Genomic DNA, 19,981 nt, shown 5'->3' with positions numbered 1-19,981 from the left:
AGTGCATGAGAAAATCTCAATCAAAACGATGACAGATTATCATTTGTATGATTTTATGCGGTGTCCGCATAAATTTTACTTTCGTCATATAAAAAGAAGAGAACCTTCTTCGTTTGAATGGCAACAAATCGCACAAATGATTGTGAATCAAATTATTAACGAGTATTACACGCTACCTGCGGGTCAACAAACGAAAATTGTACTTTTAATATTAATAGAAAAGTATTGGAAAAAAGTAAGGATTAATATGTTTGCTTCGAAGACGGAGTACTATATTGTATTAGCGAAGCTAACGGATCACTTATTACAGTTTGTTGAAAGGGATGATAGTCAGACACCACCATTGTTTTTATACGAGAAGTTTCAAACATATATGGAAGAGTTAGGTGTCCACATGTCATTGACGTTTGAAGTTGGTGAGTGGAATGCTGAGTCGTTTGTAATTAAAAAGTATGTTGTCGATGCAGATGAGGAAATGCTTGCTCTTTGTCAGAAGCTAATGACAGTATTCAGTTATAAAGCTTTCGGCGTTCTTCCAGGAAAAATTGAAGTTATTAATTTAATAGAAGGAACTAAGTATGAGTACATTCCGAAACAGGAAGATATTATAACTGGAATGGCTGATTTATCTAGAATGAAAGAAATGTTACAGCAACCTGAGCATTATACAGAGCGTCATTTTCGTTCTGAGTGTATAAGTTGTGCGTTTCGTAGTGAATGCCAAGGGGAACAAGTAAAGAAAGAAGCGAAGCAGAAGGAAAACATCGTACATTAAAGGATGCAAATTTGCATCCTTTTTCTGTTGTTGACATGAAAAGCTTTTCATCATTTATCGTATATTTGTAGCAGACTTTAATAAAGGGAGGAATAATCAATGAAAGATGAAAGAAAAGTATTTCAATGGTTAAAAGAACAAAATGCTCCTTTTGGGATTCAACTGCAAATTTTACAAGCATTTCAACTGTATAAAGTCATTGTTGAAATGGATAAAAAGTTAATGATGTATGAGGAGAGAGAGTATAGGAAGAGAATGTAATCTCATCCTTGCAATATCGTTTTTAACTGTTCTATACCCGCTATGAATTTAAGTTCATTCTTTGTTTCAAAGTTATAAATCATATTATGTAGTAAAGGGCTGTATTGATAAAAGGTAATGATGCGGTGAATGAGTAATGGATCATGGTTTGAAATAAGCGTACTGTATTGTTCATAAACTGATGTAGTAAATTCATGTCCGAAATCATAAAATAGCCCTGCAAAATCAAAAGCAGGATCGCCAATTTGTGCGTCACCAAAATCAATAATACCTGAGATAGTTTTATGCTGTTTGCTAAATAAAATGTGATGATGTGTAAAGTCAGCGTGAATGATTGTATTTTGAAATGTGGATGTAGCTAGACGGGCAAAAAAATTCTCGAATAAACGATTTAAGGCTGATTTCTGGAACGAAGTAAGATTATTAGTAACATACTGATTTAATTTAGTTTGTAGCTCTTTCCAGTAGGCAACTGTTTTTTCAATAGGAAATCCTAACGCTGTAACACTTTTTAGAGGAATACTATGTAGAGCCGCAAGAAAAGTAGCTAATTGTGTAATAATTACTTTCCGTTCTTTTTCATCTAAATTCACAACTATTTCTGTTTTTAACGGTTCACCATGAAGGAGAGCATAGTAACTACAACGTGGAATAGTATCAGTATCCTGTTTATAGAGTAGGTGATACTTTGGAACCTTAATTTCATGTAGTGAATAAGAGAGAAGTGTGCATAGTTCTTTTTCTAAAGGAATTCGCATCGCATATTCCTTTTTTCGCGGGAAACGAAACAGTAGCTCATCATTTACTATAACCGCTTCATTATCCCATCCTTCTTCATTTTGTTTATATGAATGTATAGAAAGATTAGGAAAAGCTTCTTTTATAAATTGTTTGTAAGAATCCATAATTGTTCCTCGTTTCTGAGTTAAGTTATTCTACTTTATAATATCAGAATTTTCTTTCTATATGTTAAAATATAACTATCATTATGAAGAGGGGCGGGAGTGTTATGAAGAAAAGACTATTAATCACTTCTTTATGTATCGCTTTTGGACTGTTTTGGTCATATAAAGAGGAGGTTTTTGCTAACTATAAACCGATTGATCAGTACGGATTAAATAAGGAATTAAAGAACAAAAGTATAAAAATTTTAACTCATAATGAAATGAAAAAGGTAGGAGAACATTTTGTGACAGAGCAACTAGCAGTGTTTGAGTTTAATAATAAAGAAGATGTGAAACGAAAAGGTGAAGAACTATTTTTAACTAGAGGGTATGAACGATTAATAGAAAATTATTATCCAAATCGTTTTCGGGATTTAGAGTATAAATTTACAGACGAGGACATACGGGAAGTGACGGATGAAAGTTTTCTCTATCAAACTGCAGCGTACGTGGCGGGTACTGAAAATGGTAAGAGAAGCTAAATGAAATTGAATTATGAAATAAAAATTGTAAAGGTTAATAATATATTTAAGGTGTTAGAACAAAAACAGTATGTACAATAAAGTGAAACATGAATCAGTGCTACAAATAGCGGGATAAAAAAATCCCTCAGTTCTTTGAGGGATTCTAAAGGTTTTCATTTTGTTGCCCAAGTTCTTTTTGAGCAATGTATAAATTTCCTTGCTCGACTTGTTTCTGAGTAAGAACAGAATCACCCGCATACCCTTTTTCTGTTTTTACAGTTCTTTTTGAACGATTGGACTCTTGTTTTTTCATATAATAAATCACCTTCCATTAAAAATAAACGAAAATGATAAGCACAAGTAATACAGCAGCGAAAATGGTAATCCCCATTAAAAAAGAAGTGTTTTTATATTTAGGTGGCTTATGTACATCTTGCCGGTATCCAGGTGAAATTTCTGGGGCGAATTCTTCATCGAATGATTGCTTTTTTTCTTTTTCGTCCATATGTATCCACCTTTCTTTTTCATTATGTTATACATTACAAGAAAAAATATGCATAAAGAAAACAGCCACTATATCATTAGCGGCTGTTTTGCGTTGTATATTTTCTCTGAACTTGAAAGAGACGGATAAGCAGGAAGGTTGCTCCAAATGCTAGACCGATAATAAGGCCAATCCAATATCCTTTTGCTGCCCAGTCCGTATAAGTTGCTAATATATAACCGAGAGGTAGACCGATTACCCAATAGGCGATCAATGTCATAATTAAGGCGACATTTACATCTTTATAGCCACGCAGTGCCCCTTGTACAGGAGTTGCAATTGCATCTGAAATTTGGAATAAAATCGCAAATATAAGAAATTCTTTTGCTAAATGATGAACTTGTACATCTGTCGTATAAATAGAAGCAATTTCATCATCAAAGAAGTAAAGAAGAATTGAATATAATAGGGCGAATGCAAGTGCTAAGCCAATCCCTATAAATCCATATTGTTTTGCGTTATTATATCGTTTCGCTCCAACTTCGAATCCAACAGCGATGGTCATTGCCATTGCTAAACTTAAAGGAGTCATATATAGCAAGGAAGCGAAGTTCATAGCTGCTTGATGAGCTGCGATTGTTGTCGTACTAAAATTACTCATCATAAGTGTCACTGCAGCAAAAATACTCGTTTCAAAAAAGATAGCAAATCCGATAGGGACGCCAAGCTTTAAGAATTCTTTCCAACTCGACAGAGAAGGACGATATAATTGTTTAAAGATATTGAAAGATGCGAAAGGCTCTTTCGTACGAATAATAATAACGGTAATAATTAAAATACACCAATAGGTTGCTGCAGAAGCAATTGCTGCTCCGACACCACCGAGTTTTGGAAAACCGAAATGACCGAAAATTAATACATAATTTAATACTACGTTAATGGGTAATGATAGTAATGTAATGATCATCGTTGTGCGGGTTTTTCCTAATGCATCAATAAATCCACGTAAAACAGTGTAAGTAAATAAAGGGATAATTCCAATTGCGATAATACTTAAAAATTGTGCCGCAATACGTTCTACAGGTTCTTCCAGGCGCATGCCATTTAAAATAGGTGTAACAGCAAAGAAGCCGATAAGGATAACGACGAAACTAGCACAAATTGCTAAATATACTGCTTGTATGACAACGTGAGGAACATCCTCTTTTTTCTTAGATCCAACGAGTTGTGCAACAATTGGAGTAGTGGCCATCAAAATTCCTGTTAATCCCGTACTAACTGGAATCCATATACTCGTTCCAATAGCGACACCTGCTAAATCAATAGGGCTTGCATGTCCTGACATTGTCGTATCGAAAAAACTCATTGCAAATAATGACATTTGCGTTACGAAAATCGGGAAAAATAGTAATAAAAATTGTTTTAATTTTTGTGAGATTGAAGTAGTTTCTTTCATAAAAGCCCCTTTCTGCAAAAAACAAACTCATACTATCATACAATTTAATCAAAAAATAGAAAAGAAATACGCGTCCCGGGCGTATGGAATCAATAAAAAAAAGATGCACTTTGAAAAGGGATAAGGTATTATGATAAGGTGTGAAAAATTACATATTCGTTATTAAGGAGGCACTACTCGTGGCTGATTGGTTAATTGGAATAATCATGGGTGCTGTTGAAGGTTTAACAGAATTTTTACCAGTTTCATCAACAGGACATATGATTTTAACAGGTCATTTACTTGGATTTGACGACGAGAGAGCAAAAGTTTTCGAAGTTGTTATTCAATTGGGATCGATTTTAGCAGTTGTTGTTATATTTTGGAAACGCCTATGGTCTTTAGTTGGTATAGGGAAAGTAACAGACGGACCATCGTTAAATTTATTACATATTATTATTGGGATGATTCCTGCCGGTATACTTGGCGTATTATTCCATAGTGCGATTAAAGAAGTTTTATTTGGGCCAGGCCCAGTTGTTATTAGCTTAGTGGCTGGTGGTATTTTAATGATTGTTGCTGAGAAGTTTTCGAAACCAAGTACAGCAAGAACATTAGATGAAATCACATATAAGCAAGCATTTACAATCGGAATGTTCCAATGTTTAGCGCTTTGGCCAGGATTTTCTCGTTCTGGTTCTACAATAAGTGGTGGTTTATTAGCTCGCGTGTCACATACAGCAGCAGCTGAATATACATTCATTTTAGCAGTACCGATGATGGTAGCTGCGAGTGGATTAGATTTAATTAAAAGCTGGGATATATTAAGTGCAGCTGATATACCGTTATTTGCAACAGGATTTATTACAGCGTTCGTTGTTGCAATGCTTGCAATTGTTTCATTCTTAAAATTATTATCTCGTGTAAAACTAACACCGTTCGCTTACTATCGTTTCATTTTAGCTGCGGTATTCTATTTCTTCATTATGTAATAAAAAAACTGCCGAGTTCGGCAGTTTTTTTATTTTACTACTTTTTCCATCATGCTTTCCATTACATGTTCCCATAGAGAAGTATCATCAGCTAATGTAGCACGGAAATTAGCGTACATTTCTTTTTGTTTCTCTTCGAATGTTGGATCTTCTTTTTCAGGCAATGTGGCGCGCATTGAAGTCACTAACTCTTGTACTTTTGGAGCACGTGGTCCCCAAACGGCTTGTTCGTTTCCATCTTTATCAATGAAAATAAAGATTGGAATCGCACGTGCTGTTCCATTTGTTAAATATTGATCCATTAATTCCAAGTTTTCATCGCGAATTAATAATGACATATCAATATTTGCAACTTCAGAAATTCGTTTCATAACAGGTACGCATAAAAGAGCATCACCACACCAATCAGCTGTTAATACGATAACACGCCAGCCATCATTTTGACGTTCTTCTAATACTGGAAGTAATTCATTTGGAATTAAGAAGTTATTGTAAATATGCAGTAGTTCGTATTGATTTACTTTCATTTCATTCACATATGTATCAAAGGACATACCTTTATCAGCCCATTGTTGTAAGTTCATAAGTAACACCTCTTTAGTATGATTTGTTTTCATTGTACCAATATTTATATAGAAAAGCTTGTATTCTTACTCTTTCTTGTCGCTTAATAATGTATTTAATAGGAAAAGGAATAGTACGACACATAATTCAGCTATGTTGGACAGTTGTACGCTCTCTATCCAGTCGTCGGCCGTATGTATGACAAACCAATCTAACGTAATTTCAATGATGGAGAGCAGGGCGATTGAGAGCGAATTGGGCATACTTGTTATCATTGGATGTAGGAGCACTTTAAAGAAAATGAATATAACATGTGTAATACCACCTAATAGAAGAATAAGTAAAAAAAAGAGTAGTAGAGCTGTTCTTGATGAATATTCTATACCTGTAATTTGAAAGATTCCTACATATACAAAGAATATAAATGCAAAGAATATAATGAGAATAAGAATAACAACACTAATAACAATAGTCTTATCTTTTAGATTAAGATTAGAAAATTTGTCTTCTTCGCTCACTACTTCAACTCCTTTTTCTGGAAGTTCAACTTTATTGTATCATGAAATATATATTAAAAAACTACGAATTACGGGAAAATAAGGTGACAAAAAGTAAGATTTCATGTAAAATTATTAATAAGGTTTTTATTTAACTAAATGAAATAAAAGGGGCTGTCAAAGTTGTCTCAAAATCGAGAGCAATTAATGGAAGAACTATCGACAAATGTTTTTGCTATGTTCCGCACGTTGCGTAATGATATCGGAAAAATATTTGGTGGTTACATACCGTGGAATGAGTTCATCGTCCTTAGAATATTGAATCGTACGAATAAAGAAATGGTATCACGTGTAGCGAATGAGTTAAATGTGTCGAATAGTCATATTACAGCTGTTACAGAAAAATTAATTAATAAAGGTTTTGTAACTCGTTCACGTTCTACGTCAGATCGTCGAGTTGTATATTTGGAGATTACAGAACAAGGAAAAGATTTAGTTGCGAAAATGGAAGGTGCGAAAAAACAATATTTACAAGAAAGATTTTCTACGCTTTCAGAAGAAGAAATGAATATAATGATATCTATTTCTAAAAAACTTATTTAAGTTATTACAAGAAAGAAAACGCTTACGTAGCGATGGAGAAGACCTTCCTTATATGAGGAAGGTCTTCTTTCATATGTAAAAGATTATAAAAAAGAAAATATGTAACATACTACTAGTAAAGGAAAGGGGGCAAAAATATGACAAATCGAAATGGTAGTAAAGGGAGCGGAAATCAAGGCTCACCGAGATCAGGGCAATTTCAGCAAGAGTTTAGTGCAGAATTTGAGACTGGTAATGATAATAAAGGAAAAGAATATCGTTCGAAAAAAGGGAGTAAATCAAAAAAGGAGTGAAATAATTCACTCCTTTTTTGGTTTAAGATGCTGCAGATTGATCCGTATTATATTTTTCTTCTGATTTTGCGACAATCATTGCGCAAATTGCATCACCCGAAATATTTACAGCTGTTCGTGACATATCTAGAATACGGTCAATACCGATAATTAAGGCAATACCTTCTACTGGTAGATTTACTTGATTTAAAACCATCGTAAGCATTACAAGTCCAACACCTGGTACACCGGCAGTACCGATACTAGCTAGTACAGCAGTTAATACGACAACAGCTAATTGGGACATCGTAAGTTCAACTCCGTATACTTGAGCGATAAACACAGTTGCTACCCCTTGCATAATGGCAGTACCATCCATATTAATCGTTGCACCTAGTGGTTGTACAAAAGAACTTATAGCTTTTGGAACGCCAAGTTTTTCTTGTGCGGTTTTCATTGCAAACGGAAGAGATGCATTAGAGCTTGATGTACTAAATCCAATTGCCATTACCGGCCCGAAGTGTTTAAAGAAGCGGACAATACTTTCTTTTGCTAATACCTTTAATAATCCGCCATATACGAAGACACCGTGAATAATAAGTACTAGCATAACAACAATCATATACTTGAACATCGCAGCGACGCCTGCAAGACCCATTTTACCAACGGATGAAGCAAGCAACCCGAATGTTCCGATTGGAGCTAATTTCATAACGAGATTAACAAGGTACATCATTAATTCGTTGCCCTGTTCAAGTAATGAATGGATACCTTGAGCTCGTTTTCCTAAAACAGCTAAACCGAGTCCAATCAGTGCGGCAAAGGCAATAATTTGTAACATGTTTCCATCGGCCATAGCTTGTGCTGGATTATCTGGCACAATATTTAGCAATGTATCGACGAAAGATGTTTCTGTTTTTGCACCTTCATATTTAAGCCCTTCGGTTTTAAAGTTACCGCCAGATCCTGGTTTTATAATAAGTGCAAATGTAACAGCGATAGAGATGGCAACAGCTGTTGTTACGAGGAAGAATGAAATTGATTTTAAACCGATTCTTCCAAGTTGCTTCGGATCCCCAAGACCAGCAGCCCCCAGTACGATAGAAATAAATACAACAGGAACAACTAGCATTTTAATGAGTCGAATAAACAATTGACCAAGTGGATTGAACACATATTGATTTAATGGATCAAAAATGGATGGTGCAGCTAAATTTAGAGTGAGTCCGACAACTAGACCGAGAAATAATGCAATTAAGATTGCTTTTGTTTGTTTCAATAAAATCCCCCCTTATTTTTTGTAAAATAGCTTTCTACATTAATTGTACCGAAAAAATCCCTATTTTGACAATATTTTCTGAATATTTTGCATAAAATTTCATTTTAATGTAGGGAGGATTACATTTTGTATTTGAAAAACAAAATAGGCCATCACATTGGATGGCCTAGGGAAGGGGACAATTTATGTCAATTTAATTAGGGATGGAAGCTACTCAAAGACACTGGGGAATGTCTTATAGATTAGGGAGGAATAGCTTCGATACATATACTATAAAAGGTAAGTGTGACCGGGGTGTGAACATAGAGTGAAAGAGGGAGGGAGTTTTTGATAAAAGATAGAAAGACAAAAAAATAAGACCATCACATATGAGATGGTCAAGGAAGGGGACAATTTATGTCAATTTAATTAGGGATGGAAGTTGTTCAAGACACTGGGGAATGTCTTATAAATTAGGGAGGAACAACTTCGATACATATACTATAAAAGATAGATGTGACCATGATGTGAACATAGAGTGAAAGAGAGAGGGAGTTTTTAATAGTGGATAAAGTAAACAAAAATAAGACCATCATATAAAAGATGGTCAAAGGAAGGGGACAATTTATGTCAATTTAATTAGGGATGGAAAGCTGTTCAAAGACACTGGGGAATGTCTTATAAATTAGGGAGGAACAGCTTCGATACATATACTATAAAAGATAGATGTGACTTAGGTGTGAACATGGAGTGAAAGAGAGAGGGAGTTTTTAATAGTAGATAAAGTAAACAAAAATAAGACCATCATATAAAAGATGGTCAAAGGAAGGGGACAATTTATGTCAATTTAATTAGGGATGGAAAGCTGTTCAAAGACACTGGGGAATGTCTTATAAATTAGGGAGGAACAGCTCCGATACATATACTATAAAAGGTAGATGTGACCCTGATGTGAACATAGAGTGAAAGATATGAGGATTTGAGAAATGATACATATAAAATGATTGTTGCGAGATTTGTAGAATAAGAAGAAATATAATAGAAAGTGTCTTGTCATAAAATGAAGTAAAGTTCGAGTATAAATAAAAGTTGAAATCTTTGAAAAAAAGGATTATGCTCAACTATATTATAAGAATATAAGGTTTATCCCGCTATGTAAGGGCTCTTATAAGCCTTTAGTTATGAGGGAAAAGGGAGTTAGTGAATATGAAAGTAACAAAAAGACAAGGGCTGTATAATCGTTTTATACGATTAAATCCACCACAAATATTAGCTCTAGGTTTTTTCTGCTTAATTGTGGTTGGCGGTTTGTTATTAAAGTTACCATTCGCAACGAAAGTACATATTAGTTGGGTAGATGCTTTCTTTACGGCAACGTCAGCAGCAACTGTAACGGGATTGGGAGTAGTAGATACTGCAAGTACGTTTACGATGTTTGGCGAAATTGTTATTATGTTTTTAATTCAAACAGGTGGTCTAGGTCTTATGACGATTGCCATCTTAATTGTTTGGGTATTAGGTAAAAAGATTGGTTTACGCCACCGATTATTAATTGGAGAGGCATTTAATCAAACAAATATAGGTGGTCTCGTAAAATTAGTAAAGCGTGTCTTTATATTTTCTATTTGTATTGAGCTTATTGGAGTTATCTTTTTATCGTTTCGCTTTATTCCAGAGTTTGGCTTTGGAAAAGGTGTATACTATAGTATTTTTCACGTTATTGCATCTTATAATAATGCTGGATTTGCTCTATGGCCGGATAATTTAACAAGATATGTAGGAGATCCTATCATTAATATTGGGATTTGCTCTTTAATTGTAATAGGTGGTCTCGGTTTTACTGTATTAATTGATATATGGTATAGTCGTAGTTTTCGAAAATTATCACTTCATTCAAAAATAATGATTGTCGGAACAGTAGCGCTAAATGTTATAGCGATGATTGTGATTTTTGTATTGGAATATAATAATGTGAAGACATTAGGGAACTTACCTTTAAATGAAAAATTATGGGCTTCTTTCTTCCAAGGTATTACTCCACGTACTGCCGGATTTAATACAGTTGACTACGGGGGTATGGAAGAGTCATCTATATTATTTACGATGGTTTTAATGTTTATTGGTGCAGGAAGTGTATCAACGGGTGGGGGGATTAAATTAACAACGTTTGTTATTTTAGTTACATCTGTCCTTTCTTTCTTTAGAAAGAAAGAGGGAATCGTTTTATTTCAGCGCACAATTAAAATGTCGACAGTAACGAGAGCTTTAGCGATTGCTGTTGCCAGTCAAATCCTCATTTTTGCAGCAGTATTTGTATTAATGCTTACAGAAAACTTCAGTTTTATTCAGCTACTATTTGAAACAATCTCAGCGTTTGGTACAGTAGGATTAACAATGGGGATTACTGCCAAGTTATCAGCGTTTGGAAAATGTATTATTATGTTTGTTATGTTTTGTGGATTAATCGGACCGTTAACACTTGTCTTTTCTTTAGCACGACCAGCAAAACAAAAAATTAAATATCCATCAGAAGATGTATTTACAGGATAAGGTATCTCGCATAAGCGAGATACCTTTTTCTTTTTAAAAAAGGGAGAACAATAAACCGATAAGCGCTACTCGGAATAAAATTGCAATGAGTGCTGCAATTCCGCCGACAATCGCAGCGATACCACCAGTTACAGTAGCTCCGCGATTATAAGCGTAAATCCCTAGTAATACAGAAACAAGACCAAATAATGTTGGGAAGGTAAATAGTGATAAGATAGATAAGGCAAGAGCGATAAAGCCAGCCGTTGACCCAGCAGCGGACGATCTTACATCATCCTTATTATCTTTCTCATCGTAATCATAATCAATGTGCTGTGGTGCAACCTCAGCTGCATATTCTTCTTTATAGTCACTATCTATTCTATCTCTTTTTTTATACTCATCAAATTTCTCAGTCAAAGTCATGACTCCTTTCATAACAAGGTTCAATAGTAGTATGTATCTCTTTTTCTTTTTTATCCCGCTTTAATGGGCAGTAAGACCCCCACCTCAAAATTCAGCGAAAGCAAAGAAGTTAGGTGGGGATCAACTGCCCATAAAAGTCCGATTGGTGAGGGCTAATAATCAGTGGGGATGAAGAAACCCCCCACTGATTAAAGTTTCACTTTATCCGAGTATGTACAGGGAGTAATATCCATCTAGTAGGAGAAAATTGTTTTTTTGAAATAGGAAAAGTTAGTATGACTTCCTCTATTTTGGAAAGTATAAAAAGGAATAATGAGGAAAGGGTGCAATACATAATGGAACATCCAATTGAAAATTTAATGAAAACAGCAATGACAAATTTAAAAGAGATGGTAGATGTAAATACGATTGTTGGAAGTCCAGTTTCAACAGCTGATGGAAATGTAGTATTAACAGTATCTCAAGTGGCTTTTGGTTTTGGTGCCGGTGGAAGTGACTTTAAAGGTGATTTTATTTCCGAAAAACATAATAACGGACAAGGACAGCATAAAGAGAACAAGCAAGCTCATCCGTTTGGAGGCGGAAGCGGGGCTGGGGTTTCTATTAGCCCAGTTGCTTTTTTAGTAGTTGGTTCTAACGGTGTGCAAGTATTGCACCTCAATAGTAGTACGCATTTAATTGAGAAGGCTTTAAATACTGTACCAAGCACTGTAGATAAATTTGTAAATAACCGTCAAAAGTGAACTTGCATTTTTTAGGAATTATGATATATTAGAAAAAGTGCGCTTTATGATGATCGGAATAATTGAACTGTAAATATATATGATGTGTGGAATAAGGGAGAGGAACTTATGATTAATATCAAAAACTTAGTAGTTGGCTTATGTATGTTAGTAAGCGGCTTTGTTGTATATGTAATAAAAGAAAAAGCTCCATTCTAAAACAGACAAACCGTTACTGTCTGTTTTTAATTTGTAAAAAGTGTTGACAATTTATTGTATTGATGTTAAAATTTTAATTCGTGTCTCGGTTACAGCTAGTGTAAAGTAAATAAATCTTATAAATATAATACGAAAAGTTTGCGAAAGATCGGGTAGTTTTACCAACAACTTTTGTGAACAAACCCTATAAATTATAATTATAGGCTTTATAGGTATACTAGTGAATCAAGGAGCGGTCAGTGGAACCGTAATGATGAGAGAGAGGTAGGGCTTTCATCCAGTATATGTTACTTTCCCGTTAGGTGAATATAAAAAAGAGGACTTCTTTTCAAAAGGAGTCCTCTTTCTATTTTTATAATAAATTTAAGTGCGGCTCTCAACTTGCTGACAAATTTCATCCGTTGTTAAACCATGAGCTGTAATTACCGAACCTTTAATTGATGCATCTGCAATCCCCATCATATTGGAATCTTGCCCAGTTACAACACAACAATCGCACCCTTGTGCATCTTGTTCTGAATTAAGGGTAACAACTTCATGTCCCTGTTGCTGGAGAGCTTGCTGAACATCTGTTAACGAGTTTTCAACACCGATTCTAGCCATAATTCTCACCTCCTACCATCTAGTTGCTAGTATGCTCAAGTACATCGCATATATTTATGAAAAGACGGTAGGAAGCATATATTTATCTGTTATTTATGGGTAGTCTGATTAAAGTTTCACTTTATCCCGCTTTAATGGGCAGTAAGACCCCCACCTCAAAATTCAGCGAAAGCAAAGAAGTTAGGTGGGGGATCAACTGCCCATAAAAGTCCGATTGGTGAGGGCTAATAATCAGTGGGGGATGGAGAAAACCCCCACTGATTAAAGTTTCACTTTATTTAGTCGTTATATACACCAGTAAGCATTTGGCTTACGAATTGATCGTTTAAAGTATCTTGGGCGGAAGAAGTATTTGAATGGATGTCGATTGAAGCAATAAAATTGTTATGTTCTTTATTATTTGGTTCTACCTCTACATAATTATCGAATTTACAAAAACCTTTCGTATCCATTAGATCAAATAGTTGAAGCATTTCTACTACCTCTTGTCTCGTTCCTTTAATTTGTACACACGCCATATTGATTTCCTCCTTCATTTTGACAAATTGTTTTTTAAAAATAGGATTATGATTCCGAAATGAAAAATATGAATGTTATTTTTAGACAGCGTTATTTTTATTATTTTCCTCCTTTTTCAGCAAAAGTCGTTGTATATTCCCGAATTTATAAAAACGGACGTCCGTTTATTGAATACAATAGATTCGTATCAATTGACGAAAATCCTTCTTTTAAACAAATATTTTTTTTAGTGGAAATTGGCGAAAAAAATTTTTTGACTTTTTGTAAACGTTAACAATGTTGTTAAATCAATATAATTAAAGATGTACGTACGAATAAAAATTATAAATTTTCTAAAAATTCACTTGATTTATTTAGAAAGGAGAGTAAACTAGGAAACAATAAAAAATTCATAGAACATAGGAGGCGCTTTCCAGTGAACGAGCAATGGATTTTCTTAAATGGAGAATTTGTTCCAAAAGACGAGGCAAAAGTATCAGTATATGATCATGGTTATTTATATGGAGATGGAGTATTTGAAGGAATTAGAGTCTATAGCGGTAATGTTTTCCGTTTGAGAGAGCATCTTGTCCGGTTATATGAATCAGCAAAATCCATCATGTTAGAAATTCCATATTCTTTAGATGAAGTAACGAATATTGTTGTTGAGACGATTCGACAAAATAAATTATCTAATGGATACATTCGCCTAGTTGTATCGAGAGGAGCAGGAAATCTTGGGTTAGATCCCGATTCTTGTAAGAAACCGAATGTAGTAGTAATTGCAGAGCAACTATCTTTATTCCCGCAAGAATATTATGAAAAAGGGATTCCAGTTGTAACAGTTGCAACGCGCCGAAACCGTCCAGATGTATTGTCGCCTCAAGTGAAATCTTTAAATTACTTAAACAATATTTTAGTTCGCATCGAAGCGAAATTGGCTGGAGTACAAGAAGCGCTTATGTTAAATGATCAAGGATACGTAGCTGAAGGCTCAGGAGATAATGTATTTATTGTAAAAGGAAATAAATTAATTACACCACCAAGTTCTGCTGGAGCGTTAGAAGGTATTACACGAAACGCTATTTTAGAAATTGGTGAAAAACTTGGATATGACGTTAGAGAAGAGTTATTTACAAGACATGACGTATATGTAGCTGATGAAGTATTTTTAACAGGAACAGCAGCTGAAGTAATTGCTGTTACGACAGTAGATGGTAGAACGATTGGTTTAGGGCAAACGGGTCCACATACGAATCGTTTATTAGAAGAATTCCGAAAGTTAGTTATAGAAGATGGAGAGAAAATTTACGAAGAAAATAAAGTTGGATAACAACTCTTTATAACATAAGAAAGCGTTGATAGGGAGGAGTAGTTGATTGTGAAGCCTCACAGAGAGTCGGTGGTTGCTGGAAACCGATGGTTCACGTCGACGAACATCGCCCTTGAGTGCTAAGCTGAAGCATTTGTCTAGGCTTAGACGGTAGCTCCGTTATTAGCTAGACTCATTTATGGGTCACTGAGGCAAGAGTATTCTTGCGAAGAAGGGTGGTACCGCGAAATCTTTCGTCCCTTCAGCACATAGCTGGAGTGTGGACGTAGGATTTTTTTTATTGATAAAAGTTTTTAAAAGGGGGCTTATAAGAACAATGTCTTCAAAAACGGAAGAGAAACTGGCAACTGGTGCACAGCTATTGTTAGAAGCGCTAGAAAAGGAAGGAGTAGAGGTGATTTTCGGTTATCCTGGTGGTGCTGTTTTACCTCTTTATGATGCACTCTATGACTGTGAAATTCCGCATATTCTAACAAGGCATGAACAAGGTGCTATTCACGCTGCTGAAGGGTATGCCAGAATTACTGGCCATCCAGGGGTTGTAATTGCAACGAGTGGACCAGGTGCTACAAATGTGATTACTGGTCTAGCAGATGCGATGATTGATTCATTACCACTTGTAGTATTTACAGGGCAAGTAGCAACAACATTAATTGGAAGTGATGCTTTTCAAGAAGCGGATATTATGGGGCTTACGATGCCGGTGACAAAACATAACTACCAAGTGCGAAAGGCTTCAGATTTACCTCGAATTATTAAAGAAGCATTTCATATTGCTAGAACAGGAAGACCAGGCCCGGTCGTTATTGACCTTCCGAAAGATATGGTAGTGGAACGAGGAGAACGATGTAGTGATGTACAAATGGATTTACCAGGATACAACCCTAATTATGAACCGAATCTACTCCAAATAAACAAATTATTACAAGCAATTAGGGCTGCAAACAAGCCGTTAATTTTAGCTGGAGCAGGTGTATTGCATGCGAAAGCATCGAAAGAATTAACAAGTTTTGCTCGTAAATATGACATTCCTGTTGTCCATACATTACTTGGTCTTGGTGGCTTTCCGCCAGATGATGAACTTTTTCTAGGGATGGGAGGAATGCATGGTTCTTACACAGCTAATATGGCGTTATACGAATGCGACTTACTCATTAATGTAGGTGCGAGGTTCGATGATCGTCTTACGGGAAATTTAGCTTATTTTGCTAAAGAGGCGACTGTTGCGCATATCGATATTGATCCGGCAGAAATTGGGAAAAATGTACCGACTGAAATTCCAATTGTTGCAAGTGCTAAGCGAGCGCTGGAAGTATTACTTCAATCAGAAGGGAAGAAAGAAAATCATCATGAATGGCTCTCTTTATTAAAGAGTAGAAAAGAAAAGTATCCACTATCTTATAAACGAAATTCGGAAAGTATTAAGCCACAATATGCAATTGATATGTTATATGAAATTACGAAAGGAGAGGCCGTTGTAACAACAGATGTTGGGCAACATCAAATGTGGGCAGCACAATATTATCCGCTCAAAACTCCAGATAAATGGGTAACTTCAGGAGGACTAGGAACGATGGGATTCGGATTTCCAGCCGCGATTGGTGCGCAAATTGCAAAGCCTGATGAACTAGTTATTGCAATTGTCGGTGACGCTGGATTTCAAATGACTCTGCAAGAATTAAGTGTCTTAAAAGAACATTCTTTACCCGTTAAAGTATTTATTTTAAATAATGAAGCGCTAGGAATGGTAAGACAGTGGCAAGATGAATTTTATAATCAAAGATATTCGCACTCTTTACTACCGTGCCAACCAGATTTCGTCGCTCTTGCGAATGCGTATGGCATAAAAGGAATTCGCATAGACGATCCACTTCTTGCAAAGAAGCAAATACAGCATGCGATTGAATTACAAGAGCCAGTCGTAATTGATTGCCGTGTACTTCAATCAGAAAAGGTAATGCCGATGGTTGCGCCAGGGAAAGGTGTTCACCAAATGGAGGGAGTGGAAAAAAGGTGAAGAGAATTGTTACAGCAACAGTTCGAAATCAAAGTGGTGTGTTAAACCGAATTACAGGTGTTATGACACGAAGACATTTTAATATTGAAAGTATTTCAGTAGGTCATACGGAATCATCGGACATATCGCGGATGACGATTGTTGTACATGTTGAAAATGAACAGCAAGTGGAGCAGTTAATTAAACAACTTCATAAGCAAATTGATGTTCTGAAAGTGTCAGATATTACAGAAGAAGCGATGATCGCAAGAGAACTTGCACTTATTAAAGTAGCAACTTCAGTAGCAAGAGCAGAATTATATAGTTTAATTGAACCGTTTCGAGCCGCTGTAATAGATGTTGGGAAGGATTCCATAGTGGTGCAAGTAACAGGTACGCAGGAAAAAGTAGAAGCGTTAATTGAATTACTTCGTCCATACGGTTTGAAAGAAATTGCAAGAACAGGTGTAACGGCCTTTACGCGTAGCATGAAAAAGCAAGATAAGCAAGTTATGTTAATTCAATAATCATTTAAATATAGGGGGAAATGAAAATGGCGAAAGTTTATTATGAGAAAGATGTAACGGTAAATGTATTAAAAGAAAAGAAAGTAGCAATCATCGGATACGGTTCGCAAGGTCATGCACATGCACAAAATTTACGTGATAATGGATTTGATGTTGTAGTAGGTTTAAGAAAAGGGAAGTCTTGGGATAAAGCGAAAGAAGATGGATTTTCTGTATATACAGTAGCGGAAGCAGCGGGAAAAGCTGATGTAGTAATGATTTTGCTACCGGATGAACTGCAACCAGAAGTATATGAAGCGGAAATTGCACCAAATTTAAAGGCAGGAAATTCTCTCGTTTTTGCACACGGATTTAATGTTCACTTTGATCAAGTAAAACCACCAGCTAATGTAGATGTATTTCTAGTAGCGCCTAAAGGTCCAGGGCATCTTGTACGCCGTACGTTTGCTGAAGGCGGAGCCGTTCCTGCATTATTTGCAGTATACCAAGATGCAACAGGAGTTGCGACTGAAAAGGCACTTTCTTATGCTGATGGAATTGGAGCGACGAGAGCTGGTGTACTAGAAACGACGTTTAAAGAAGAAACAGAAACAGATTTATTTGGAGAGCAAGCTGTACTTTGCGGCGGAGTAACTGCGCTAGTAAAAGCTGGATTTGAAACGCTAGTTGATGCAGGATACCAGCCTGAACTTGCATATTTTGAATGTTTACATGAACTAAAACTAATCGTTGACCTTATGTATGAAGGTGGACTTGAAAATATGAGATATTCAGTTTCAGATACAGCACAGTGGGGCGACTTCGTATCAGGACCACGCGTTGTAACGGAAGATACGAAGAAAGCGATGGGTGCAGTACTAGCCGAAATTCAAGATGGTACATTTGCGAGAGGTTGGATTGCAGAGCATAAAGCAGGAAAACCAAATTTCCATGCTACAAATGAGAAAGAGAATGAACATGAAATCGAAGTAGTTGGACGTAAATTACGTGAAATGATGCCTTTCGTACAGCCGCGAGTAAAGGCAGGGGTCAAATAATATGAAGCAGATTTTGTTCATGGATACGACGCTACGTGATGGCGAACAATCACCAGGAGTGAATTTAAATGAACAAGAGAAATTGCAAATTGCAAGGCAATTAGAGAGACTAGGGATTAATGTCATGGAAGCTGGCTTTGCAGCAGCTTCCGAAGGGGATTTTCAATCGGTAAAACGCATCGCAAATACAATTCAAAATGCTACAGTTATGAGTTTAGCTAGAGCGAAAGAAAGTGATATTCGAAGAGCATATGAAGCTGTGAAAGGTGCGGTATCTCCTCGTTTACACGTATTTTTAGCTACGAGTGATATTCATATGAAATATAAACTTTGTATGTCAAAAGAAGATGTGTTAGACAGTATTTATCGCTCGGTTACGCTTGGAAAGTCGTTATTTCCGACAGTACAATTTTCTGCAGAAGATGCGACAAGAACATCAAGAGATTTTTTGGCTGAGGCAGTAGAAGTTGCGATTCGTGCTGGAGCGAATGTAATTAATATCCCGGATACAGTTGGATATACGAATCCAGAAGAATATTATTCTCTTTTTAAGCACTTACAAGAATCTGTTCCTTCATATGAAAAAGCAATTTTCTCTTGTCATTGTCACGATGATCTTGGGATGGCTGTAGCAAATTCGCTAGCTGCAGTTGAAGGTGGAGCATTGCAAGTAGAAGGAACAATTAATGGAATTGGAGAAAGGGCAGGGAATGCGGCGTTAGAAGAAGTTGCGGTTGCTCTGCATATTAGAAAAGATTTTTATAAAGCAGAGCCTTCTATGACGCTAAAAGAAATTAAAGCGACAAGTACATTAGTAAGCAGATTAACAGGTATGGTTGTGCCGAAAAATAAAGCGATCGTTGGAGCGAATGCATTCGCTCATGAATCAGGAATTCATCAAGATGGTGTTTTAAAAGAAGTGACAACATATGAAATTATTGAACCAGCGCTAATAGGCGAATCTCAAAATCTATTTGTACTTGGGAAACATTCTGGACGTCACGCGTTTACGGAAAAAATGAAAGAGCTTGGCTATGAATTTACAAACGAAGAGCGTGATGCGGTATTTGAAGCATTTAAAAAATTGGCTGATCGTAAAAAGGAAATTACTGAAGAAGATCTACGCGCGCTTATGCTTGGTGAAGCAGCATTTGCAGCACAACAATATAACATTACGCAATTACAAGTACATTTCGTATCAAATAGTACACAATGCGCGACAGTTGTACTAAAAGATGAGGAAGGAAATGTATATGAAGATGCAGCCACTGGTTCTGGTAGTATTGAAGCGATATACAATGCGATTCAAAGAATTTTAGGATTAGAATGTGAATTGGCAGATTATCGCATACAATCTATTACACAAGGTCAAGATGCACTTGCTCATGTTCATGTTGAATTAAAAGAAGGAACGCATCAAGTATCAGGTTTTGGTGTTGCGCAAGACGTATTAGAAGCGTCGGCAAGAGCATATGTCCATGCAGCAGGGAAATTAAAATCTCTTATAGCGCTTGTGAAATAAATGTTTGATAGGTGAGAGAA

At 35.9% G+C, this 19,981-nt stretch carries 24 protein-coding genes, 1 pseudogene and 1 other annotated feature; of the genes and pseudogenes, 15 read left to right on the top strand and 10 right to left on the bottom strand.

Features of this window, described 5'->3' with window-relative positions; all coding sequences use genetic code 11:
- Window position 1 precedes the first annotated feature (1 nt).
- Together DN390_RS26055 and DN390_RS30850 are read left to right on the top strand one after the other, a co-directional pair.
- Window positions 2-775, top strand: coding sequence for a hypothetical protein (locus tag DN390_RS26055; RefSeq protein ID WP_147808849.1), 774 nt, complete (start codon window positions 2-4; stop codon window positions 773-775).
- 99 nt (window positions 776-874) lie between these two features.
- Window positions 875-1,036 carry a hypothetical protein gene (locus DN390_RS30850; protein WP_097951171.1) on the top strand — a complete coding sequence of 54 codons (162 nt, stop codon included), beginning with the start codon at window positions 875-877 and terminating at the stop codon, window positions 1,034-1,036.
- 2 nt (window positions 1,037-1,038) lie between these two features.
- On the opposite strand, the gene DN390_RS26050 is transcribed toward DN390_RS30850, so the two are convergent.
- Window positions 1,039-1,941: an aminoglycoside phosphotransferase family protein gene (locus DN390_RS26050; protein WP_147808848.1), complete on the bottom strand. Its 903-nt coding sequence runs from the start codon at window positions 1,939-1,941 to the stop codon at window positions 1,039-1,041.
- Between the two features lie 83 nt (window positions 1,942-2,024).
- On the opposite strand from DN390_RS26050, the pseudogene DN390_RS26045 reads away from it, so the two are divergent.
- A pseudogene (locus DN390_RS26045) lies at window positions 2,025-2,543 on the top strand (biotin transporter BioY).
- 64 nt (window positions 2,544-2,607) lie between these two features.
- Here the strand turns inward: DN390_RS26045 and DN390_RS30845 are convergent.
- The 3 genes from DN390_RS30845 to DN390_RS26035 form a co-directional block, all read right to left on the bottom strand.
- Complete coding sequence (locus DN390_RS30845) at window positions 2,608-2,757, bottom strand: hypothetical protein (protein WP_060630088.1); 150 nt, start codon at window positions 2,755-2,757, stop codon at window positions 2,608-2,610.
- Between the two features lie 18 nt (window positions 2,758-2,775).
- Window positions 2,776-2,949 carry a hypothetical protein gene (locus tag DN390_RS26040; protein ID WP_000343559.1) on the bottom strand — a complete coding sequence of 58 codons (174 nt, stop codon included), beginning with the start codon at window positions 2,947-2,949 and terminating at the stop codon, window positions 2,776-2,778.
- A gap of 76 nt (window positions 2,950-3,025) precedes the next feature.
- Window positions 3,026-4,384: an MATE family efflux transporter gene (locus tag DN390_RS26035; protein ID WP_097951174.1), complete on the bottom strand. Its 1,359-nt coding sequence runs from the start codon at window positions 4,382-4,384 to the stop codon at window positions 3,026-3,028.
- A 179-nt stretch (window positions 4,385-4,563) separates the two neighbouring features.
- On the opposite strand from DN390_RS26035, the gene uppP reads away from it, so the two are divergent.
- Window positions 4,564-5,355 carry a bacitracin resistance undecaprenyl-diphosphatase gene (uppP, locus tag DN390_RS26030; RefSeq protein WP_016088739.1) on the top strand — a complete coding sequence of 264 codons (792 nt, stop codon included), beginning with the start codon at window positions 4,564-4,566 and terminating at the stop codon, window positions 5,353-5,355.
- A gap of 29 nt (window positions 5,356-5,384) precedes the next feature.
- On the opposite strand, the gene DN390_RS26025 is transcribed toward uppP, so the two are convergent.
- Window positions 5,385-5,972, bottom strand: a complete 588-nt coding sequence (locus DN390_RS26025) for a thioredoxin family protein (protein WP_125902873.1) — start codon at window positions 5,970-5,972, stop codon at window positions 5,385-5,387.
- 33 nt (window positions 5,973-6,005) lie between these two features.
- A complete protein-coding gene (locus tag DN390_RS26020; RefSeq protein WP_147808847.1) occupies window positions 6,006-6,437 on the bottom strand; it encodes a YrvL family regulatory protein in 432 nt (143 codons plus the stop codon).
- Between the two features lie 162 nt (window positions 6,438-6,599).
- Here DN390_RS26020 and DN390_RS26015 point away from each other — a divergent pair, with 162 nt between their 5' ends.
- Together DN390_RS26015 and DN390_RS26010 are read left to right on the top strand one after the other, a co-directional pair.
- Window positions 6,600-7,019 (top strand): MarR family winged helix-turn-helix transcriptional regulator, encoded by a 420-nt coding sequence (locus DN390_RS26015; protein WP_000081439.1) that lies wholly within the window; start codon window positions 6,600-6,602, stop codon window positions 7,017-7,019.
- A gap of 137 nt (window positions 7,020-7,156) precedes the next feature.
- Entirely contained in the window at window positions 7,157-7,312 is a 156-nt protein-coding gene (locus DN390_RS26010; protein ID WP_000184934.1) for a hypothetical protein, read from the top strand.
- Window positions 7,313-7,334: 22 nt separating this feature from the next.
- On the opposite strand, the gene DN390_RS26005 is transcribed toward DN390_RS26010, so the two are convergent.
- Complete coding sequence (locus DN390_RS26005) at window positions 7,335-8,570, bottom strand: dicarboxylate/amino acid:cation symporter (protein WP_147808846.1); 1,236 nt, start codon at window positions 8,568-8,570, stop codon at window positions 7,335-7,337.
- Window positions 8,571-9,755: 1,185 nt separating this feature from the next.
- Between DN390_RS26005 and DN390_RS26000 the strand changes: the two genes are divergently transcribed.
- Complete coding sequence (locus tag DN390_RS26000; protein ID WP_147808845.1) at window positions 9,756-11,099, top strand: TrkH family potassium uptake protein; 1,344 nt, start codon at window positions 9,756-9,758, stop codon at window positions 11,097-11,099.
- 33 nt (window positions 11,100-11,132) lie between these two features.
- Here the strand turns inward: DN390_RS26000 and DN390_RS25995 are convergent, their stop codons facing one another.
- Window positions 11,133-11,516, bottom strand: a complete 384-nt coding sequence (locus DN390_RS25995) for a hypothetical protein (RefSeq protein ID WP_060633101.1) — start codon at window positions 11,514-11,516, stop codon at window positions 11,133-11,135.
- A 263-nt stretch (window positions 11,517-11,779) separates the two neighbouring features.
- On the opposite strand from DN390_RS25995, the gene ytfJ reads away from it, so the two are divergent.
- Together ytfJ and DN390_RS25985 are read left to right on the top strand one after the other, a co-directional pair.
- On the top strand, window positions 11,780-12,247 hold the full coding sequence (gene ytfJ / locus DN390_RS25990) for a GerW family sporulation protein (RefSeq protein WP_147808844.1): 468 nt from the start codon (window positions 11,780-11,782) through the stop codon (window positions 12,245-12,247).
- A gap of 108 nt (window positions 12,248-12,355) precedes the next feature.
- Window positions 12,356-12,445 (top strand): hypothetical protein, encoded by a 90-nt coding sequence (locus DN390_RS25985; RefSeq protein WP_000608225.1) that lies wholly within the window; start codon window positions 12,356-12,358, stop codon window positions 12,443-12,445.
- Between the two features lie 363 nt (window positions 12,446-12,808).
- Here DN390_RS25985 and DN390_RS25980 read toward each other — a convergent pair whose 3' ends face one another.
- Together DN390_RS25980 and DN390_RS25975 are read right to left on the bottom strand one after the other, a co-directional pair.
- A complete protein-coding gene (locus tag DN390_RS25980; RefSeq protein ID WP_000101018.1) occupies window positions 12,809-13,048 on the bottom strand; it encodes a YkuS family protein in 240 nt (79 codons plus the stop codon).
- Window positions 13,049-13,326: 278 nt separating this feature from the next.
- Window positions 13,327-13,566 carry a DUF3911 family protein gene (locus tag DN390_RS25975; protein WP_000752504.1) on the bottom strand — a complete coding sequence of 80 codons (240 nt, stop codon included), beginning with the start codon at window positions 13,564-13,566 and terminating at the stop codon, window positions 13,327-13,329.
- 59 nt (window positions 13,567-13,625) lie between these two features.
- Between DN390_RS25975 and DN390_RS31705 the strand changes: the two genes are divergently transcribed.
- From DN390_RS31705 to leuA, 6 genes are all read left to right on the top strand, one after another.
- A complete protein-coding gene (locus DN390_RS31705; RefSeq protein WP_060630094.1) occupies window positions 13,626-13,841 on the top strand; it encodes a hypothetical protein in 216 nt (71 codons plus the stop codon).
- Between the two features lie 141 nt (window positions 13,842-13,982).
- Window positions 13,983-14,879: a branched-chain-amino-acid transaminase gene (gene ilvE, locus DN390_RS25965; RefSeq protein ID WP_001005497.1), complete on the top strand. Its 897-nt coding sequence runs from the start codon at window positions 13,983-13,985 to the stop codon at window positions 14,877-14,879.
- Between the two features lie 16 nt (window positions 14,880-14,895).
- Window positions 14,896-15,123, top strand: a binding site (T-box leader).
- Window positions 15,124-15,195: 72 nt separating this feature from the next.
- Window positions 15,196-16,896 carry an acetolactate synthase large subunit gene (gene ilvB / locus DN390_RS25960; RefSeq protein ID WP_147808843.1) on the top strand — a complete coding sequence of 567 codons (1,701 nt, stop codon included), beginning with the start codon at window positions 15,196-15,198 and terminating at the stop codon, window positions 16,894-16,896.
- Entirely contained in the window at window positions 16,893-17,402 is a 510-nt protein-coding gene (ilvN, locus tag DN390_RS25955; RefSeq protein WP_000822948.1) for an acetolactate synthase small subunit, read from the top strand. The genes ilvB and ilvN overlap by 4 nt, the downstream gene beginning before the upstream one ends.
- A 26-nt stretch (window positions 17,403-17,428) precedes the next feature.
- Window positions 17,429-18,439 carry a ketol-acid reductoisomerase gene (ilvC, locus tag DN390_RS25950; protein WP_060630096.1) on the top strand — a complete coding sequence of 337 codons (1,011 nt, stop codon included), beginning with the start codon at window positions 17,429-17,431 and terminating at the stop codon, window positions 18,437-18,439.
- Window position 18,440: 1 nt separating this feature from the next.
- Window positions 18,441-19,961: a 2-isopropylmalate synthase gene (gene leuA, locus DN390_RS25945; RefSeq protein WP_147808842.1), complete on the top strand. Its 1,521-nt coding sequence runs from the start codon at window positions 18,441-18,443 to the stop codon at window positions 19,959-19,961.
- The last annotated feature ends 20 nt before the right edge of the window (window positions 19,962-19,981 follow it).

Source organism: Bacillus sp. SH7-1, assembly GCF_008042405.1.
Lineage (GTDB): Bacteria > Bacillota > Bacilli > Bacillales > Bacillaceae_G > Bacillus_A > Bacillus_A thuringiensis_N.
The sequence above is the reverse complement of the archived record's forward strand: the minus strand, read 5'-3'. Positions and strand labels throughout refer to the sequence as shown.

What these genes read in the sequence shown, in the direction of transcription:
- ilvC (WP_060630096.1), top strand. Translation starts at nt 17,429, where the DNA reads ATGGCGAAAGTTTATTATGAGAAAGATGTAACGGTAAATGTATTAAAA.
- ytfJ (WP_147808844.1), top strand. Translation starts at nt 11,780, where the DNA reads ATGACTTCCTCTATTTTGGAAAGTATAAAAAGGAATAATGAGGAAAGG.
- DN390_RS25975 (WP_000752504.1), bottom strand. Translation starts at nt 13,566, where the DNA reads ATGGCGTGTGTACAAATTAAAGGAACGAGACAAGAGGTAGTAGAAATG.
- ilvB (WP_147808843.1), top strand. Translation starts at nt 15,196, where the DNA reads ATGTCTTCAAAAACGGAAGAGAAACTGGCAACTGGTGCACAGCTATTG.
- DN390_RS25985 (WP_000608225.1), top strand. Translation starts at nt 12,356, where the DNA reads ATGATTAATATCAAAAACTTAGTAGTTGGCTTATGTATGTTAGTAAGC.
- DN390_RS31705 (WP_060630094.1), top strand. Translation starts at nt 13,626, where the DNA reads ATGAAAAATATGAATGTTATTTTTAGACAGCGTTATTTTTATTATTTT.
- DN390_RS26035 (WP_097951174.1), bottom strand. Translation starts at nt 4,384, where the DNA reads ATGAAAGAAACTACTTCAATCTCACAAAAATTAAAACAATTTTTATTA.
- DN390_RS25980 (WP_000101018.1), bottom strand. Translation starts at nt 13,048, where the DNA reads ATGGCTAGAATCGGTGTTGAAAACTCGTTAACAGATGTTCAGCAAGCT.
- DN390_RS25995 (WP_060633101.1), bottom strand. Translation starts at nt 11,516, where the DNA reads ATGAAAGGAGTCATGACTTTGACTGAGAAATTTGATGAGTATAAAAAA.
- DN390_RS26025 (WP_125902873.1), bottom strand. Translation starts at nt 5,972, where the DNA reads ATGAAAACAAATCATACTAAAGAGGTGTTACTTATGAACTTACAACAA.
- DN390_RS26050 (WP_147808848.1), bottom strand. Translation starts at nt 1,941, where the DNA reads ATGGATTCTTACAAACAATTTATAAAAGAAGCTTTTCCTAATCTTTCT.
- leuA (WP_147808842.1), top strand. Translation starts at nt 18,441, where the DNA reads ATGAAGCAGATTTTGTTCATGGATACGACGCTACGTGATGGCGAACAA.
- DN390_RS30850 (WP_097951171.1), top strand. Translation starts at nt 875, where the DNA reads ATGAAAGATGAAAGAAAAGTATTTCAATGGTTAAAAGAACAAAATGCT.
- DN390_RS26000 (WP_147808845.1), top strand. Translation starts at nt 9,756, where the DNA reads ATGAAAGTAACAAAAAGACAAGGGCTGTATAATCGTTTTATACGATTA.
- DN390_RS26040 (WP_000343559.1), bottom strand. Translation starts at nt 2,949, where the DNA reads ATGGACGAAAAAGAAAAAAAGCAATCATTCGATGAAGAATTCGCCCCA.
- DN390_RS30845 (WP_060630088.1), bottom strand. Translation starts at nt 2,757, where the DNA reads ATGAAAAAACAAGAGTCCAATCGTTCAAAAAGAACTGTAAAAACAGAA.
- DN390_RS26010 (WP_000184934.1), top strand. Translation starts at nt 7,157, where the DNA reads ATGACAAATCGAAATGGTAGTAAAGGGAGCGGAAATCAAGGCTCACCG.